Source organism: Rossellomorea oryzaecorticis, from assembly GCF_045897515.1.
In the GTDB taxonomy this organism is placed as follows: domain Bacteria; phylum Bacillota; class Bacilli; order Bacillales; family Bacillaceae_B; genus Rossellomorea; species Rossellomorea enclensis.
This window is the reverse complement of record NZ_JBJOSA010000005.1, coordinates 160,231-176,033: the sequence shown is the minus strand read 5'-3', so window position 1 is coordinate 176,033 and position 15,803 is coordinate 160,231. Positions and strand designations below refer to the sequence as shown.

The window sequence follows — 15,803 nt, the reverse complement described above, 5'->3', positions numbered from 1 at the left end:
TGGAATCTTCAGAAGAAGTTTGTGGAAATACTCTTTCATGAATTTCTGAGGAAGTGATAGTTAGGTGAAAAAATATACGACCTAGAAGATTTTGTCTGAAGGTGAAGCAATAGTGACTCGTTTATATTTAGTTAATATTAAATAATATAATGCAACTTGCATAATTTCTGCAATATATCAGGGAAACTATATTCTATCCGGATCAACAAGCAAGTAATTCAATTGAATTCTGGTAAATTTGTTTAGTTGAGGTAAAACACGGATAAAGAAGAATGAACGCAAAATATTAAAGGAGGAATTGTAAAATGTCACATGAAAAGTATCAATCGTTAGTACAAACATTACATGAATGTATGGAAGCTTGTAACCATTGTTACGACGCTTGCCTCGGAGAAGATGATGTTAAAATGATGGCTGATTGCATCCGATTGGACCGGGAATGTTCAGACATGTGCGGATTTTTGGAACAAGCTCTTGTAAGAGGAACCCCTTTTGCATCCGAACTTGCTTCAGTATGCGCAAGTATTTGTGAAGCTTGCGGAAACGAATGTAAAAAGCACGACCATGACCACTGTCAAAAATGCGCGGATGCCTGCCTCAAGTGTGCAGACGAGTGCAGGAAAATCGCATAATTGCTGTTGTAAAAAGTATATGCCCATCCTCCAGCATCTTCCCTTATGGCAGGATGGGCATTTATTTTCAAGCCGAATCCATTTAACAATACATAGACCTTCAATAAAATGACACAATAATTTACCTATTTGTTTATGATTTCACTATGAAAAATGATAGGCTATTGGTATAAACCTGCATTTGGAGTGAAGGAATATGAAAAAGGTTGTTATAGTTGGCGGGGGAGTTACCGGGCTGACAACACTATACCATTTAGATAAATTGAAAAGAGAACAAAATGTGGATATCGAGTTGACACTTGTTGAGCGAGATAAGGAGCTTGGCGGAAAAATAAAGACGGTGAAAGATCACCCCTTCATCATGGAGACCGGTGCTGATTCAATTGTTGCACGGAATGAAGGCGTTCTGCCTTTTATAGAGGAATTGGAACTTCAAGATGAACTTGTCTATAACAAAACAGGGACTTCCTATATCTATACATATGGAAAACTGCACAAAATTCCGGAAGATACGATTTTCGGCATACCCATGAGTGTAGAATCATTGATGGAGAGTACCCTCATATCTGAAGAAGGAAAGCGCAGGGCGATGAAGGAGCTGGAGACTCCCAATACACAGTTCACTAAAGACAGCTCTATAGGTCAATTTCTTGAAGCTTTTTTTGGCAGGGAGCTTGTCGAGAATCAAATCGCTCCTGTATTGTCGGGTGTTTATTCAGGAAAGCTGCATGAACTGACGATGGCCTCCACACTTCCTTATCTCCTGGAATATAAGAATCGGTATGGAAGTATTATAAAAGGTCTCGGCGAAAATAAACATAAATTCAAAAGTTCAAGTAAAGGAAAATTCATCTCTTTTAAAAACGGTTTATCTACCATGATAGAGCGGATGGAAGATATCATTAAGGAAGCTGACATCCTGAACGGTGCTGAACTTATTGAACTGAAAAAAAGTGGTGAAGAATATGAACTGACTATAGCAGAAGGAACAAAGATAAAGGCAGATTACGTCGTTTTTTCAACTACACATGATGTTACTCAAAAAATTATAAGGGATCCTCAATTGGATGTTCATTTCAATCAGTTGAAGAATTCATCCCTTACCAGCATCTATGTTGGTTTCAATGCAAAAGATGATCTTCTTCCTGCAGATGGGACCGGATTTATCACATCACATGGCAGCGATGTGCTGTGTGACGCGTGTACCTGGACCAGCCGAAAATGGGATCACACCTCGAAGGATCACGAGCTGCTGGTAAGGTTATTTTATAAAAGTTCAAACCCTCATTATAAAGAATTAAAGAACTTAACTGAAGAAGCTCTTACTGCGACTGCCCTCAAAGATATTTCGAAGAGCCTGGGGATCGATAGGACTCCCGTGTCTGTAGAAGTTACAAATTGGAGCGGACTTATGCCGAACTATCATTTGCAGCACAGCCAGGTGGTGGAAGCTCTGCAGCATTCTATACAGAGGAGATATCCTAATGTGCTGCTGGCGGGAGCATCTTATTTCGGTGTAGGGATCGGTGCCTGCATAAAAAATGGTAAACAGACTGCTGAATCGATCCTTAAAGAAGTGACTCAATAAATAGGAAAGGGGCTTGGATCCTTTAATGGGTTCAAGTCTTTTTGTTTATTTTCTACCTGCCGAAAATCCGAGCAATCATTAAGCATAATCTTACATAAAAAGAGAAACCTAAGGGCAGGAGGGATTACGCATGAAGCATGTAAAAGCATTTGCCATAAAATTTGTGGCAACGTTTGTCCTTTTATTTTTAGTCCTTGGAGGTGTTCAAGGCATCACATTCGGAGATATTTTCTCGATGTCTTTAGTATTGGGGGGGGCCGCTTATTTACTCGGAGATCTTTTTCTGCTTCCGAGAACCAGTAATACAGTAGCCTCACTAGCTGATCTGGGTCTGGCATTCATACTCATATACTTTATGAGTGGGGGCATGACTGATGGAGGTCCATACCTGACTAGATCGGTTCTTGCCGCACTTGCTGTTATGGTGTTTGAATTGTTTTATCATCAGTATGTCGTTCAGAACGTTTTGCCGAACCGGCGAAAAGCAAGGAGAGCCCCCAAAAATCTCCGATACCAGACCGAAGCTTCAGAACAGATCCATCCCGAATTCCCAACCAAACTTACGGATGAATTTCATCTTAAAAACAGGGACAAGGAATAAATAAAATGCACTGGACATCAACAGATACTCCAGTGCGTTTTATTTTATACAGGACAGAACGAGCCCTCAGCTGATTTGCAGGATCATCCACGCAGTAGTGGCAGCGTACAACATCTGAACGAGCCGCCTGATTTGATGATTTCATCGAACTCCACTTCGATTACTTCAAATCCGCGGTCGCGCAGTTCTTTATTGACCCCTTTATTAATCGGGAGACTGATGACTTTCTTATTACCTATCGAAAGTACATTCACCCCCATGGTAAATTGTTCTTCCCTGCAAACATCAATCAAGTCGAATTGCGACGACAGGCGGGTGATATCATCTCCCCGAAGTCCTTCACGGTAAATGAGTGCCTCATTGTCTGAAATAATATTGAAAATACAATCAAGATGTAAAATATCTTCATGTATCGGCAGCGGTATGACATTATAGTCGGGTAGATAAGATTGAATTCTTTCCACAGCTTCAAAAGTTGTCCTGTCACTCAGACCAATATATACCGTATTCCCGTGTACCAGAACGTCACCGCCCTCCGTTTCATCTTCAACCAAGTCTATGTACGACATTCCCCTGGCTGATAGCCAATTTCTCAGTTCAATTTCTTCACCCTGCCTGACGGGCATTTTCATATCAGAAATGAATAAAGTCCTGCCAACCGTGAACCCGATATCCCTTGTGAAGACTTGTTCGGGAAATGTGTTCTTTGGAGAGAGCAGATGGGTCGTTATGTTGTTTTCTCTTAAAATTTCATGAAACTTATTGTGCTGTTCGACGGCTCTATCTACATCAATGTTCTCCTTGTGGTAACGTCGTTGAGTTTCATTGATGATATCTTGTATTTTCATATAAGTCGGTTCACACAAAATTACTTCTTTAAGAGGAGAAAATTCATTAGGACAACTCAGTTGTATTTGTTTCATGGAAAACCCTCCTTTAAGGAATCATTAATCATCCTTCTTGTTCATTATCATACTCATATCCAGTCGTACCATACATCATTGGACTTTCACGCTAGCTCTTCCATTTTCCATCTCTTATTCATCAAGAAGGCAGCTATTGCAGTCATAAGGACGACTGCCAAAGATACGTAAAAACCGAATCTGATGCTCTTTTCTAAAATTGTCCCGGATACAGCCAGAAATAGAAAGCATAAACCAAGTATCCCCATTGCTTTCCCGAATACCTTTTGATTTAAAATCTTAAAGGCTGATAGGATAATGAATGCCCAATTATATATAAGCAGTATTCCGGCTGCCGTTGTTAAATATTCATATACCTTTCCCGGTAAGAGCATAGCTGCAACTACAGAAGCAATCATTCCGGCAGTTGCCAGCAACAAAGAGGGAAGGGGTAGATCCCTGGGTGTCTTAAGTTTCTTTTTAAAGATGATAGGAGCTTCCCCATCCTTGGCAAGCGATACCAACAGATTCGTCACAGCGAAAAGAGCAGCAGTAAGAGCTGAGAAGCCGGCAATGATGACTGCTCCGTTAAAAACATGCGGAAAAAAAGGAAGATCATACAGACTCAATGCTGTAACAAAAGGACTTTCTTTGTCGTTGAAAGCATCAGTTGCTATGAGTAAAACTGCAAATGTCAACGAAGTAACATAAATGATTGTCAAAATAATCAACATGACATTTCCCGCTTTTACGATATCCTTCTTTTTCTTCAACTGGAGAGCCATCAATCCTATGACTTCAATTCCCCCATATGCATAAAAAGCATAAATCAAGGAGGACCATAACCCCTTGAACCCCTCTGGCAGCAAAGTTGAACTTCGATATGTAAAATTCGGTATTTTCCCATCGCCTTCCATTACACCAAAGAGAGCAAGGGCTGCAATAACAATGAACATGATGATTGCCGAGGTTTTGATTACTGCAAATAAATTTTCTGCTTTATCAAAACTCTTGGTTCCCAACAGCATTATCAATAAGGATAGTATGCCGTATCCACCTGCAAGCAGCCATAGAGGGATCCAGGGGAACCAAAATTGAGAAAGAAGGGCCAGCGCTGTAAGCTGACTGCCCATAATTAATATATTCGACCACCAATACATCCAACCGCAGCAAAATCCTGCCCATTTACCAAATGCTTTCGCAGCATAATAGCAAAAAGAACCTTCTTGAGGATCTTCTGCCGTCATTTTTGCGAGATGATAATAAACAATATACGTCCCTGCTCCAGCTGCAATGAATGAGATGACAAAAGAGGGACCGGCATACTTTATCCCGATTGCAGAACCTAAAAAATATCCAGTCCCGATTGTACAGCCTGCTCCGATCAGTGTAAGGTGCCACCAGCTCATGGTGCCTGTACCTGTGGATTCAGAATTAGTTACATCTTTACATCCTCCAGTTTGTTCTGCCATCAAGACTCTCCTTTCAAAATGCTAAACGGTTGCTTCTTTTAAGCGGGGCTTTTCCTCTGTCTTGATGAAAAAGTAAACCAAGGCAGCAACCGCAAATGAAATGATCCCTGCCACAATGAAACTTCCATTAAGAAAATCCCTCATGAAAATCGACATCAGTGGAGGGCCTGCAGCTACACCAATAAAACGAGATGAACTATAAAAGGAAGAAATCGTACCGCGTTCTTCTTTCTCAATATTCTCCGTTATGATTGCATCAAGTGTAGGAAGAAGTGATCCTATAGCAAGGCCAAGAAAACTCGTGACTGCAAGGAGAATGATCAGACGGTCATTTACAAAGCCAACAAAGGAAACACTCAATGCTATGGCAGTCAGGCTAACCAACATGATTTTTCTCATCATTTTAAGATCACCCTTTATTTTCCTCCCAGTTATGAAAGATGAAAAACATAAGGCGAGTAGTGGTATCGAAAGGACGAAACCCTTTTTTACCCCATATAAATTATGCGTTTTTTCAAGAATGTCGGACAGGAAGAATAAAACAGCAAAAAGTACATACATAACAAAAATCCCTATGACAAAAATGGTGAATATCCATTTTCCTTCATGTTTAAAGATTTTCTTGGTGTTTTTCATAAACTCTTTTAAAGCAGGCGGTTCTTCTTTTTTCTTTGGTATTTTAATGAAAAAAATGACCAGTAAGATAGAAATCAGGCTGAAAAATGAAATCGAAAAAAATGGAAGATACCATAAAAAAGCGGCAAACGCCGCCCCGAGTATTGGGCTGAGTACTTTTCCGAAGGTATTTGACGTTTCTATGATCCCAAGGCATGAACTTGTCTTTTCATCATCATCTTTATAAAGGTCCCCGACCAAAGGCAGGATGATTGGCGCAGCACCTGCAGCTCCGATTCCCTGAAGTACACGGCCAATGATAATCCAGGTAAATGGCTCATTTATTTTCCATGAAGCATATCCGGCTATAAGTCCCCCAATAAGAGCAAAAATCAAACTCGGCAAAATCACTATTTTTCTTCCGTAGCGGTCAGATAAATATCCGGCGATGGGGATGAGGAAGATGGAAGCTATTGAATAAGAAGTAATGATCATACTAGTTTGAAAAGATGAAATACCCACTTTCTTTTCGAATATGGGCAGTACAGGAATCAGCATAGAATTGCCCAGTGTCATGACTAATGGGATTGAAGCCATACTGACGACACACCAATTACTGACTTTGTTTGTTTCCTTGGTTTTAACGTCCATGGTGCCACCTCTGAATGATTAAATTTACAACTAAAGTATTTGGTCAAAGACAATAATTCATACACTTGCTGCTTGGCTAATTAATTCCATTTGAGGATGTTCCTTGAGGACAGGGAAAGGTATTAAAACAAACATTTAGTGGAATGAATAAGTGCGGGTGGCAAGCAGTAAATATCATATTTAATATACAGGAGGTGGACTTTACATAATGGCACTAAATCTGTTTCTGCTTTTTTTATTGATAGCACTGACTGCTTTCTTTGTTGCGACAGAATTTGCAATAGTCAAAGTAAGGACGTCGAAAATTGATCAGCTTATAACCGAAGGAAAGAAAGGAGCAGTTTCCGCTAAGAAGGTAGTCTCGCATCTTGATGAATATCTATCTGCATGTCAGCTCGGGATAACTGTAACTGCATTGGGTCTTGGCTGGCTTGGGGAACCCACTATTGAGGCTATGATGCATCCTATATTTAACTATTTTTCATTAAATGAGTCATTAACTGAAATATTATCGTTCGGGATAGCATTTTCACTGGTTACATTTCTTCATGTGGTGATCGGTGAACTTGCTCCGAAGACTGTAGCCATTCAAAAAGCGGAAACAATTACTCTGCTTTTTTCGGGTCCGATCATCCTCTTTTATAAGATCATGTTTCCGTTTATCTGGCTGTTGAATGGTTCAGCAAGAACGGTGGTACGTGTATTTGGCATAGAACAGGCATCTGAAAATGAATTGGCTCACTCCGAGGAGGAACTCCGGATACTGCTGTCAGAAAGTTACGAGAGTGGAGAAATCAACAAATCAGAACTTAAGTATGTAAATAATATTTTTGAGTTTGATGAACGCATTGCACGTGAAATCATGGTTCCGCGCACAGAGATGGTGACCATCTCAAAAGATGCTACATTTGAAGATGTAAAAGGCATTATTTCTTCCGAACATTATACCCGTTATCCCGTTGTAGAGGATGGGGACAAAGATCGTGTATACGGATTTATCAATGTTAAAGAATTTTTAACGGCAAACATGATGAAAAATTTTGAAGAGGACAGTCTTGTACCATTCATAAATCCCCTTATAAGGGTTATTGAAACCATACCCATTCACGACCTCCTGGTCAAAATGCAAAAAGAACGGATCCATATTGCACTTCTGCTCGATGAATATGGCGGTACTTCAGGATTAGTGACCGTCGAGGACATTATTGAAGAAATCGTCCGTGAGATAAGAGATGAATTTGACGAGGATGAAATCCCTGAAATTCAGAAAATAGATGAAAACCACTACATCATTGATGCAAAATTGCTGCTACACGAAGTGAATGGTCTGCTTGATACGAATATTCATCATGACAGCATCGACACAATCGGAGGATGGTATCTTGAGGAATGCATGAATCAGCAGAATAAAGAAGTCAAAACAGATAACGGCTATTTGTTTTCGGTACACGAAGGCGACGGTCATCACATTCATTATCTAGATGTAAAAAAATAGCATGACAGCAAAAAAGGCTTGAGCAGTGACTCAAGCCTTCTTTGCATTTTCTGAATAATTTATATGTTTGTAGACGTATTTGATCAGATTGTTTTATCTATGAGCATTTCATAATGAGGGGAATTCATGTCTTTCATGAACGTATGCAATTCCTCTTTTGTTTTCTCATCGAGCCCTTTATAAATCAGGAAGGCCTTCGTCTTTTCAGAAGTAATCATCTTTCTGTAAAGTTTAGAAATTTTTTTACTCCTGTGGGTGTCCATTCAATCCATCCACTCCTTGAATATTGATTAAGATTATTATAATCATTATAAGCATGTTTTTTCAAGTTATTACACTTTGATGTTATAAAATTTTAATATTTTTGACAATTTAAGCTGCATCAGTTGTAACAGTAAAAATAATATGACAAGACTTACGTGAATATTTGTATTAATCGGGCAATTACATACAAGAATATGGTAAAATTTAGTTTAGAAATCCATGACACTGTGTGTTCAATAAAAGGATCAAGAGGAGAGGTTAACATGAATTATTGGTCTTGGATCATTATATGCAATCAAATCATTGCCGATATTGCTTCAGGCAATTCAGGCAAAAAAATAAATCTTCGGGTGAGATGGGAAAATGAATAAGGTCCAAGAACAGCTGATCAGCAAAGAATGTAATGAAATGCAAAGCCTCTACAGATACGTTAAGAAGGTGAAGGATCAAATCTTTGCCACCGCAAGCTCAGTTTACATAATTCAGGGGAATGAAGTAATCGGGGAATGGTATGAAGGGAAGGATCCATCTTCATATAGAAAAATTGATGAAAATACACGGTTTAACGTTTTTTCCGTGCGTAAAAGCTATATAGGACTTGCAACAGCCATCATGTTGCATGAAGGGAAAATTAAAGATATAGATGATGCGGTATCTGCTTATCTAGGGGACAATGACCTCTGGGAAGGAATAACGATCCGGCATCTTGTCACACACACACATGGTCTGAATGATGATTTCCCGGATGTGATTAAATCAGCCGGTCCAGGTACAGTCTGGGAATACAACGGGGCAGGTCTTTCGCTGTTGTATAAAATATTAATGAAGGTATCGGGTACCACAGTAAGTGAAATTCTCAAGGCATATGTGTTCAACCCTCTTCAATTAAGAGAAACAGGATGGGAATCGGAACCTTCCCTGCATCTCACGGCTGATGTGAATGAACAAAATCAACCAAGTATCCGGCTCGAAGATCCCACCGGATTTGAAAAAAATTTATTTGTCAGTACAAGAGAGCTCGCACATTGGGGGTATTTCCATTTACATAATGGTCGAATCGGCCAAAAACAAGTTCTTCCCGCAGCCCTTTTCGAGATGACAACTTCGATTCAAACACCTGTCAAGCTGAAGAACACCCCGGAGAATGGATTCTTTTGGTTCCGTAATGAGAATCAATATGAAAAAAGTGAGCTTGGTGAGGAAGTACCGCAAGGCTCTTACCAGATTCTTGGGGCGTCAGGCTGTACGTGCCTGGTCATCCCGAAGTATGACGCCGTGGCTGTAAGAATGTATAACAAGCGTGGAAACCCTCCCGGATATGATTACCTAAGGGACATTAAAAATTTCGGGAATATAGTAAATTCCATTTTAATGAAGCGAATGGGGGAATGATGATGATTCCAAATCATAAGTTCTCAACCGGGCGATTGATATTCCGTGAGTTGGTGGAAAGTGATTGGAGAATGATTCACGATTACGCGTCACAAGAAGTCGTTTGCAGGTATCAGCCCTGGGGACCGAACACCGTCGAGGAAACGAAAACGTTTGTGAGTGAAGTCCTTACTGATCATAAAAAAAATCCTCGAACAAGGTTTATGTTTGCAGTTGTGAGTAAGGAAGATGACCGGTTAATTGGAGCAATAGAACTGAAAATCGGTGATTTCCAAAACGGTGAAATTGGATACATCATCCATCCGGATTATTGGGGGATAGGCATAGCCACTGAGGCAGCTGAACAGGTGCTCAACATAGGATTTGAACACTTCCATTTACATCGGATACAAGCCACCTGTGATCCCAATAATATTGCCTCTTCCAAAGTCTTAGAGAAAATCGGCATGAGAAAAGAGGGGATTCTGCGCGAAAACCTTTTGATTAAAAGCGGATGGCGGGATTCTGCTGTTTATAGTGTATTGGAAACCGAGAATAAACTTTAAAATGTATAGAGGCTTTTTTAAAAACAAAATTTCTATTAAAGGTGGCGGATGGGCTTGCTATATGTTGTAAGGCACGGACAAACAGACCTAAACAAAGAAGACCGGCTGCAGGGGAGGAACGGATTGTCATTAAACACAGATGGAATTAAGCAGGCAAAATCACTAAGAGAACATTTCAAGGAAGTTAAATTCGACTATGTTTTTTCTTCACCTCAGGAAAGAGCCATACAGACCGCGGAGATTTCTACAAGTGTTCAGCCAATTATCGAGGAGCGTCTGAATGTATTCGATTTAGGTGAAGCAGATGGACTCAGAAAGCACGAAGTCAAGCTGAATGGGATACTGCCAGACAGAACTATATATAGAGGAATGGAGGATATTCATGACTTCATAAGGAGAATCTTCAGTTTTATGGGGGAGCTTCAGGAAAAGCACGCTGATGAAAGGGTAAATATCCTCTTATCTGGTCACAGGTGTACCACTGGAGGCATAGGGGCTTATTTCGAGGGCGTGCCTGAAGATCAAAATATTTTGAGGTATTCATCTGATAATGGCAGTTTCAAAACATATAAGTTCGTTAATTATCAACAATAGTTTTCAATTTGCCTTTTATATGTTTAATTCGTAATTTGTAATTTGTAATGATAGAAACATTATATTATGAATGAGGGGGTAACGGGATGAAAAATAAGTTAATGAGGGTGGGAACCACCTATATACCCGTTAGTGACGTGGAAAAAGCTGCATCGTGGTACTCAGCTAACCTGGAGGCGGTCTTGAACTATAAAGATGGAGAAAAAGCCATTCTTGAGTTGGCAAATCATAGTCTGTTCCTTGTAAAAGCAAAGGAAGGAGAAACGGCGAACTTTCAAGATCATAATGGAAGAATAAGATTTTCAATGACGTTTGAGGTAGAGGGTATGGATGCATTGAATTCGCTTCATAGTGAATTGAATCGGAAAGGGATCATGGTGGGGGACATAGAGAACAGAGGACATGCAGGCAGAAATTTCGTCTTTACCGATCCTGATGGAAACAGATTTGACGTGTGGAGCGAGTTGAGCCCGTTTTTTAAAGAAATGATGATCAAGAAATAACTGTCACAAGGATTAGGAATCTCTGGAAGTGTTTAAACCTTCATAGGGATGTTAGATAAATAGTCTAAGAATTTTTATAGAAAGATAGATGGAGTGTTCACATGAATATTAGACCAGTCAAAAAGGAAGAAGCAGAAGAGTTATTACATTTAATCATGAATGTTGAGAATCAGTCCGAATTCATGCTGATGGCGCCCGGGGAACGTCAAATGACTTTGGAGAAGCAAACAACGATGATAGAAAAAGTTGAAAAGCAGGAGAATGCTGTGATATTAATTGCAGAGAAAGAAGGCGTCATGATTGGATACCTTTTTGCGCTTGGAGGTTCTGCTCAAAGGAAGAAACATTCGGCTATCTGGTAGCCGGTATTTTAAAGGAGTATAGAGGTCAGGGTGCGGGAACACTGCTTTTTCAGGCTGTTGAGGAATGGGCGGTAATACACGGCATCTCAAGGTTGGAGCTGACCGCCGTTACCCGTAATACACCTGGCATAGCACTCTACAAAAAGTGCGGGTTCCAAGTGGAAGGTACAAAGAGGAACTCTCTTATAATAAATGGTGATTATCATGATGAGTATTATATGTCTAAACTTTTAATCCGCTGATATCGAAACACATTATTGAACGAACAACTATGAAACGAGGTAAGTCATCATGGACAAATTAAAAATTAAATCCCTTGAAATGGCAGAAATCTATAAACAAAATCCAAAGGTAGAAGCAATTCTGCTTGCTGGGTCTGTGTCGAGGGGCTGGCAAGACGAGCATTCGGATATTGAATTGCATATTTTATGGAATGAGCCTCCGAGCAACGAAGATAGGCTTGCCCCAATAGAGAAAGCAGAAGGTGAAATTCTTTCCTTTCATCCATACGAAGATGAGGAATGGTCAGAAGCGTATCTGACAAATGATGGTGTAAAACTCGAAATCAGCAGTTTCCTTACCTCATCCGTAGATAAGATGATTAATGATATAGTAATCAGGAGTGAGACAGATTATGATAAACAATGCATTGCGGCTTCGGTTTATTATGGCCAGTCATTGTTTGGGAAAGAGAAAATCACTCAATTGAAAAATACCGTCCATACATATCCGGAAGAGTTAACGAAAGAAATGATCCTGGAAAACCTGGACTTTGGAAATCGATGGCATAATCGGGAAGCGCTTCTGGATCGTCAAGACTGGCTTATGCTGTATAGTGTTATTTGCGATGTTGAGAAAAAACTTTTAGGTCTATTATTTGGCCTTAATAAAATATATGTTCATCATCCGGCATTTAAATGGTTGGAGAAAAGTATTGAGCTTATGGATGATAGACCAAGTAATTTGTACGAGAGATTGTCTGATATCCTATCAGGGAGAATTGAGAAAAGTTTAGAGGACCTTAATACGTTAGTTGAGGAAACAATAACTCTGGTGGAAATGCAGTATCCTCATTTGATAAACAGTGAAATAAAGAAAAAGCTAAAATATATCAAGTAAAAGGAAATTGAATCCTCTATCAAGGTAGAGGAAATCATTCATGATAAGAAAACTATTGAAAAGGCATTATTATTATGCCGAAAAATCAGGAAGAAAAGCGATTTTGCTTAAGCTTCCTTTTTTTGTGTGACTTAAAACAACCTTAAGATATTGACGAGACTTTTTATCATTCATCAAACAAATCAGCAAATTTTATGGCTTAGTATTATTTTTGAATCGATGGAAGGGTTTTCAGTTTATTTTGTCGAATGAAAAATATATAACCATAATTTAAAGGGGAGTTTTTTATGGGAACCACTTTCGAAGACAAGAAAGAAATTTCGGCCTTTATAGTGGCAAATCGGAAAAATTTTCAGGATAAACTGCTTTCCGAAGCAGTGAATGTAGGGAGCAAGATCGATGATATATTAAAGAAAGGAAATATCGACCTTCTTAAAAATGCAGAAAAATTGGTCGTATATATCGCAGAGAGTCATGAGAAAGAATTGGAGGAATTCGCCAAAATCGAAGGCGTAGCCTGGGCGGAACATTCACTTACCCTTGCATTTAAGCTTGAATGGGTGCAGGCAATAAGACGTACATTATGGCACTTTCTTTATGAATATGACAAAATGTATGAAACCCAAACAGACCGGGAAGAATTTTACGAATTGGAAAAAAGGATCAATGATAATGTTGATCGTTTCTTGAACAACTTTTTTATCAGTTATTCTGATTTTAAGGATCAGCAGCTCTTATCACAAAGAAAGCTTGTTGAGCATTTATCGGTTCCGATCATTCCGATCAGTTCTATGATTGCAGTACTTCCCCTGATTGGAACAATCGATTCCTACAGAATTCAGACTATCGAAGAGAAAATATTAATGAATATCGCTTCATTGAAAATTCAAACCTTAATCATAGACATGTCGGGGGTAGCAGAGATGGAAATTGACATTATTGTCCATCTTCAAAGGTTATTAGGAGGCATCAATATGATGGGCTGCGAAGCGGTCATGACCGGTTTGCGGGTTGATCTAGTAAGAAAGATGATTCATTCAGGAGTCAGTTTTGAGAAGGATGCACTGACCAAAGGAACATTACAGCAGACATTAAGGGAGTATCTGGTGCTTGAACCATGTAAGTAGTCTCCGAAATCCTAAATTATCATAACTTTATTATGTAAACCCTATAAAGCTATTGTGCATTTTTTTATTCATTCATAAAAGCAGCACCTCCCGCCCATACTAAACGTATGTTCGGGAGGTGTTATTGTTGGAAAAAGAAAATTTTGAACAAATTTATGAACAGTACAAGCAGGAAGGCGCAAATCATCTTCAACAAGAATCAGCACAACCTGGTCAGCCAGGTGCTGAAAAGATCGTAGCCATACGTAAAAATGGGGACGATGATATTATCGCTTTTAAAACAGAAAGCGGACGGGAACTTGATTACCTGACTGCTCTGGAGGAAGCAAAGACAGGGAAGCTTGCCCATCTAGATGTCTTTCACAGGTACGGAAGGGATATCATCCGTAGTGAACCGGATGGAATTGAAGAAAATAATCTAAATAATCTTCCACATTTTTAACATGAGAAGTGGAGTCTTGTAAATAAGGCTCCACTTTCATTAATTATCATGTCCAGATTGGGAAAGTAAATGTTGTTTAAGATAGATTAATTTCTCAGCACTGTAATGAATCCTCCGAGGATTTCGTGGCTGACTGTAAATCCTTTTCTTTTATAAAACTCAAGTGCATCCACATTTCCGTTAGAAACAAAGATGAAAACATCATTAACTTCATTGAATTGATTCAGCCAATCCATTGACATACCAAATAGCTTCGAGTCGATGCCATATTTTCTATATTCTTCTTTAATATAAAACTGCGATAGGCATCCTACATTAGGTTTTCTGACAGTTGCCATATCAAAGAAAGTGGCAAATTCGTTGGAGTAGGTTTCCTTCGGTGAGATATTGGAATAAACATATCCTACAATACGGTCTGCATCTTTAACGACTACGATGAAATTATGTATGGCTTTTTCAATAGATGGAATCAGTCGCGTCTCAAAACTCATTTCATTGAATAGCTCAGGTCTGATTGAAGCGGCTGATTGTTGGAATTTCATCAGTTCATTGCAGCTCTCCCGCAGGCAGTCAACATTATCCTCCGGCAAAACTTCATAGATTAAGTTCACTTTTCTCACTCCTTACATTAACATGTTGGAATAGTATAAGATTATTTTATACGAGATTTATTTTAATTGGTATCAATTTAAAAGTACCACTTAAATACTTCACTCAGGCTTTTAAAATCATCCAATACATTATCAAGTTTTTTATCGATGTAAAGAGAGGGCCGCCTTGATAGAAAGAGAGGGAGGATTCATCAATGTACTCATCAGGATTTGTACCATCATGGTTTTACCTCATGGTCATTATTGTATTTATAGTATTTGTAGCAATAGGATATTGGGTGACAAGGGCAGAGAAAGGCTTAAAAACAGGGGGAGACGGGAAGATTGCGGATAAGGCCATTTTCTATGAAAATCGTTTCAGGAATTCGAAAAAACCTGCTGAAATCATTGATGTCAAAACGAATTATGCAGGATCCGTACAACGGATCTTCAGCACCAGGCTTCAGCAGATATTTGCCTTTTTTTCACCTCGGCATCATATTAAACTGATTGGCAAGAATCATGATGAGAGGCTTGTAATAACCGTCAAAAACATAAAAAGCGGTGAGAAATTCCTTCAGAGCAGCTGGGAAGCTGAAGTCATAAAAGATGGAGTCAAGGATAGATTTAAAATAAGTAATTATTCAAAAAGAAGAAGGCACATTGACTTGTCATTCCCTATTAAAGGTGAATTAATCACAGTCTCAAGTGACCTCAAAGACGGGGTGATAAGGTTTCATAATGAAAACAGAGAGTGTGCTTTAATCACTTTCCAACGAAAGTTTCCGCCTAGAAAAGTATTTATCGACTCAAAAGAGGGCGGGCTGCCACTCACAATGCTTGCAGTCATGTTTGAGATCATAAAGTATTATGATTAATAAAAGAGTGAGAACCACTCTGCTGGCTCTC

The 15,803-nt window shown here is 39.2% G+C and carries 19 protein-coding genes; 14 read left to right on the top strand and 5 right to left on the bottom strand.

Features of this window, described 5'->3' with window-relative positions; all coding sequences use genetic code 11:
* Positions 1–305 precede the first annotated feature (305 nt).
* The 3 genes from ACKA06_RS08410 (at position 306) to ACKA06_RS08400 (ending at position 2,821) form a co-directional block, all read left to right on the top strand.
* Positions 306–632, top strand: coding sequence for a four-helix bundle copper-binding protein (locus tag ACKA06_RS08410; RefSeq protein ID WP_032088625.1), 327 nt, complete (start codon positions 306–308; stop codon positions 630–632).
* Positions 633–828: 196 nt separating this feature from the next.
* Entirely contained in the window at positions 829–2,220 is a 1,392-nt protein-coding gene (locus ACKA06_RS08405; protein ID WP_411159425.1) for a protoporphyrinogen oxidase, read from the top strand.
* Between the two features lie 130 nt (positions 2,221–2,350).
* Positions 2,351–2,821, top strand: coding sequence for a YndM family protein (locus ACKA06_RS08400; protein ID WP_198257653.1), 471 nt, complete (start codon positions 2,351–2,353; stop codon positions 2,819–2,821).
* Positions 2,822–2,904: 83 nt separating this feature from the next.
* On the opposite strand, the gene ACKA06_RS08395 is transcribed toward ACKA06_RS08400, so the two are convergent.
* The 3 genes from ACKA06_RS08395 to ACKA06_RS08385 form a co-directional block, all read right to left on the bottom strand.
* Positions 2,905–3,744, bottom strand: coding sequence for a dimethylarginine dimethylaminohydrolase family protein (locus ACKA06_RS08395; RefSeq protein ID WP_032088622.1), 840 nt, complete (start codon positions 3,742–3,744; stop codon positions 2,905–2,907).
* An 86-nt stretch (positions 3,745–3,830) separates the two neighbouring features.
* Positions 3,831–5,195 carry an amino acid permease gene (locus ACKA06_RS08390; protein ID WP_411159424.1) on the bottom strand — a complete coding sequence of 455 codons (1,365 nt, stop codon included), beginning with the start codon at positions 5,193–5,195 and terminating at the stop codon, positions 3,831–3,833.
* A 21-nt stretch (positions 5,196–5,216) separates the two neighbouring features.
* Positions 5,217–6,461, bottom strand: coding sequence for an MFS transporter (locus ACKA06_RS08385; RefSeq protein WP_318293691.1), 1,245 nt, complete (start codon positions 6,459–6,461; stop codon positions 5,217–5,219).
* Positions 6,462–6,666: 205 nt separating this feature from the next.
* Here ACKA06_RS08385 and ACKA06_RS08380 point away from each other — a divergent pair, with 205 nt between their 5' ends.
* Positions 6,667–7,956: a hemolysin family protein gene (locus tag ACKA06_RS08380; RefSeq protein WP_411159450.1), complete on the top strand. Its 1,290-nt coding sequence runs from the start codon at positions 6,667–6,669 to the stop codon at positions 7,954–7,956.
* 83 nt (positions 7,957–8,039) lie between these two features.
* Here ACKA06_RS08380 and ACKA06_RS08375 read toward each other — a convergent pair whose 3' ends face one another.
* The gene (locus ACKA06_RS08375) at positions 8,040–8,219 is read right to left on the bottom strand and encodes a hypothetical protein (RefSeq protein ID WP_032088619.1); all 180 of its coding nucleotides are present in this window, start codon (positions 8,217–8,219) and stop codon (positions 8,040–8,042) included.
* A gap of 364 nt (positions 8,220–8,583) precedes the next feature.
* On the opposite strand from ACKA06_RS08375, the gene ACKA06_RS08370 reads away from it, so the two are divergent.
* The 9 genes from ACKA06_RS08370 to ACKA06_RS08330 all read left to right on the top strand — a co-directional run bounded on the left by ACKA06_RS08370 (position 8,584) and on the right by ACKA06_RS08330 (position 14,304).
* Positions 8,584–9,612 carry a serine hydrolase domain-containing protein gene (locus ACKA06_RS08370; RefSeq protein ID WP_214874099.1) on the top strand — a complete coding sequence of 343 codons (1,029 nt, stop codon included), beginning with the start codon at positions 8,584–8,586 and terminating at the stop codon, positions 9,610–9,612.
* 2 nt (positions 9,613–9,614) lie between these two features.
* Complete coding sequence (locus ACKA06_RS08365) at positions 9,615–10,157, top strand: GNAT family N-acetyltransferase (protein ID WP_411159423.1); 543 nt, start codon at positions 9,615–9,617, stop codon at positions 10,155–10,157.
* A gap of 54 nt (positions 10,158–10,211) precedes the next feature.
* Entirely contained in the window at positions 10,212–10,751 is a 540-nt protein-coding gene (locus tag ACKA06_RS08360) for a histidine phosphatase family protein (protein ID WP_214874101.1), read from the top strand.
* Positions 10,752–10,837: 86 nt separating this feature from the next.
* Positions 10,838–11,254: a VOC family protein gene (locus ACKA06_RS08355; RefSeq protein WP_032088615.1), complete on the top strand. Its 417-nt coding sequence runs from the start codon at positions 10,838–10,840 to the stop codon at positions 11,252–11,254.
* Positions 11,255–11,355: 101 nt separating this feature from the next.
* On the top strand, positions 11,356–11,616 hold the full coding sequence (locus ACKA06_RS08350) for a hypothetical protein (RefSeq protein WP_411159422.1): 261 nt from the start codon (positions 11,356–11,358) through the stop codon (positions 11,614–11,616).
* Positions 11,526–11,858: a GNAT family N-acetyltransferase gene (locus tag ACKA06_RS08345; RefSeq protein WP_411159449.1), complete on the top strand. Its 333-nt coding sequence runs from the start codon at positions 11,526–11,528 to the stop codon at positions 11,856–11,858. Before ACKA06_RS08350 ends, ACKA06_RS08345 begins: the two co-directional genes overlap by 91 nt.
* A gap of 49 nt (positions 11,859–11,907) precedes the next feature.
* The gene (locus tag ACKA06_RS08340) at positions 11,908–12,735 is read left to right on the top strand and encodes a nucleotidyltransferase domain-containing protein (protein ID WP_232353647.1); all 828 of its coding nucleotides are present in this window, start codon (positions 11,908–11,910) and stop codon (positions 12,733–12,735) included.
* 287 nt (positions 12,736–13,022) lie between these two features.
* Complete coding sequence (locus ACKA06_RS08335) at positions 13,023–13,862, top strand: STAS domain-containing protein (protein ID WP_198257647.1); 840 nt, start codon at positions 13,023–13,025, stop codon at positions 13,860–13,862.
* Between the two features lie 127 nt (positions 13,863–13,989).
* Entirely contained in the window at positions 13,990–14,304 is a 315-nt protein-coding gene (locus tag ACKA06_RS08330) for a DUF3892 domain-containing protein (protein WP_058298541.1), read from the top strand.
* Positions 14,305–14,390: 86 nt separating this feature from the next.
* On the opposite strand, the gene ACKA06_RS08325 is transcribed toward ACKA06_RS08330, so the two are convergent.
* Complete coding sequence (locus tag ACKA06_RS08325) at positions 14,391–14,915, bottom strand: GNAT family N-acetyltransferase (protein WP_214874102.1); 525 nt, start codon at positions 14,913–14,915, stop codon at positions 14,391–14,393.
* A gap of 194 nt (positions 14,916–15,109) precedes the next feature.
* On the opposite strand from ACKA06_RS08325, the gene ACKA06_RS08320 reads away from it, so the two are divergent.
* A complete protein-coding gene (locus tag ACKA06_RS08320) occupies positions 15,110–15,772 on the top strand; it encodes a tubby C-terminal domain-like protein (protein ID WP_032088609.1) in 663 nt (220 codons plus the stop codon).
* The last annotated feature ends 31 nt before the right edge of the window (positions 15,773–15,803 follow it).

What these genes read in the sequence shown, in the direction of transcription:
- ACKA06_RS08410 (WP_032088625.1), top strand. Translation starts at nt 306, where the DNA reads ATGTCACATGAAAAGTATCAATCGTTAGTACAAACATTACATGAATGT.
- ACKA06_RS08405 (WP_411159425.1), top strand. Translation starts at nt 829, where the DNA reads ATGAAAAAGGTTGTTATAGTTGGCGGGGGAGTTACCGGGCTGACAACA.
- ACKA06_RS08400 (WP_198257653.1), top strand. Translation starts at nt 2,351, where the DNA reads ATGAAGCATGTAAAAGCATTTGCCATAAAATTTGTGGCAACGTTTGTC.
- ACKA06_RS08395 (WP_032088622.1), bottom strand. Translation starts at nt 3,744, where the DNA reads ATGAAACAAATACAACTGAGTTGTCCTAATGAATTTTCTCCTCTTAAA.
- ACKA06_RS08390 (WP_411159424.1), bottom strand. Translation starts at nt 5,195, where the DNA reads ATGGCAGAACAAACTGGAGGATGTAAAGATGTAACTAATTCTGAATCC.
- ACKA06_RS08385 (WP_318293691.1), bottom strand. Translation starts at nt 6,461, where the DNA reads ATGGACGTTAAAACCAAGGAAACAAACAAAGTCAGTAATTGGTGTGTC.
- ACKA06_RS08375 (WP_032088619.1), bottom strand. Translation starts at nt 8,219, where the DNA reads ATGGACACCCACAGGAGTAAAAAAATTTCTAAACTTTACAGAAAGATG.
- ACKA06_RS08370 (WP_214874099.1), top strand. Translation starts at nt 8,584, where the DNA reads ATGAATAAGGTCCAAGAACAGCTGATCAGCAAAGAATGTAATGAAATG.
- ACKA06_RS08365 (WP_411159423.1), top strand. Translation starts at nt 9,615, where the DNA reads ATGATTCCAAATCATAAGTTCTCAACCGGGCGATTGATATTCCGTGAG.
- ACKA06_RS08355 (WP_032088615.1), top strand. Translation starts at nt 10,838, where the DNA reads ATGAAAAATAAGTTAATGAGGGTGGGAACCACCTATATACCCGTTAGT.
- ACKA06_RS08350 (WP_411159422.1), top strand. Translation starts at nt 11,356, where the DNA reads ATGAATATTAGACCAGTCAAAAAGGAAGAAGCAGAAGAGTTATTACAT.
- ACKA06_RS08340 (WP_232353647.1), top strand. Translation starts at nt 11,908, where the DNA reads ATGGACAAATTAAAAATTAAATCCCTTGAAATGGCAGAAATCTATAAA.
- ACKA06_RS08335 (WP_198257647.1), top strand. Translation starts at nt 13,023, where the DNA reads ATGGGAACCACTTTCGAAGACAAGAAAGAAATTTCGGCCTTTATAGTG.
- ACKA06_RS08320 (WP_032088609.1), top strand. Translation starts at nt 15,110, where the DNA reads ATGTACTCATCAGGATTTGTACCATCATGGTTTTACCTCATGGTCATT.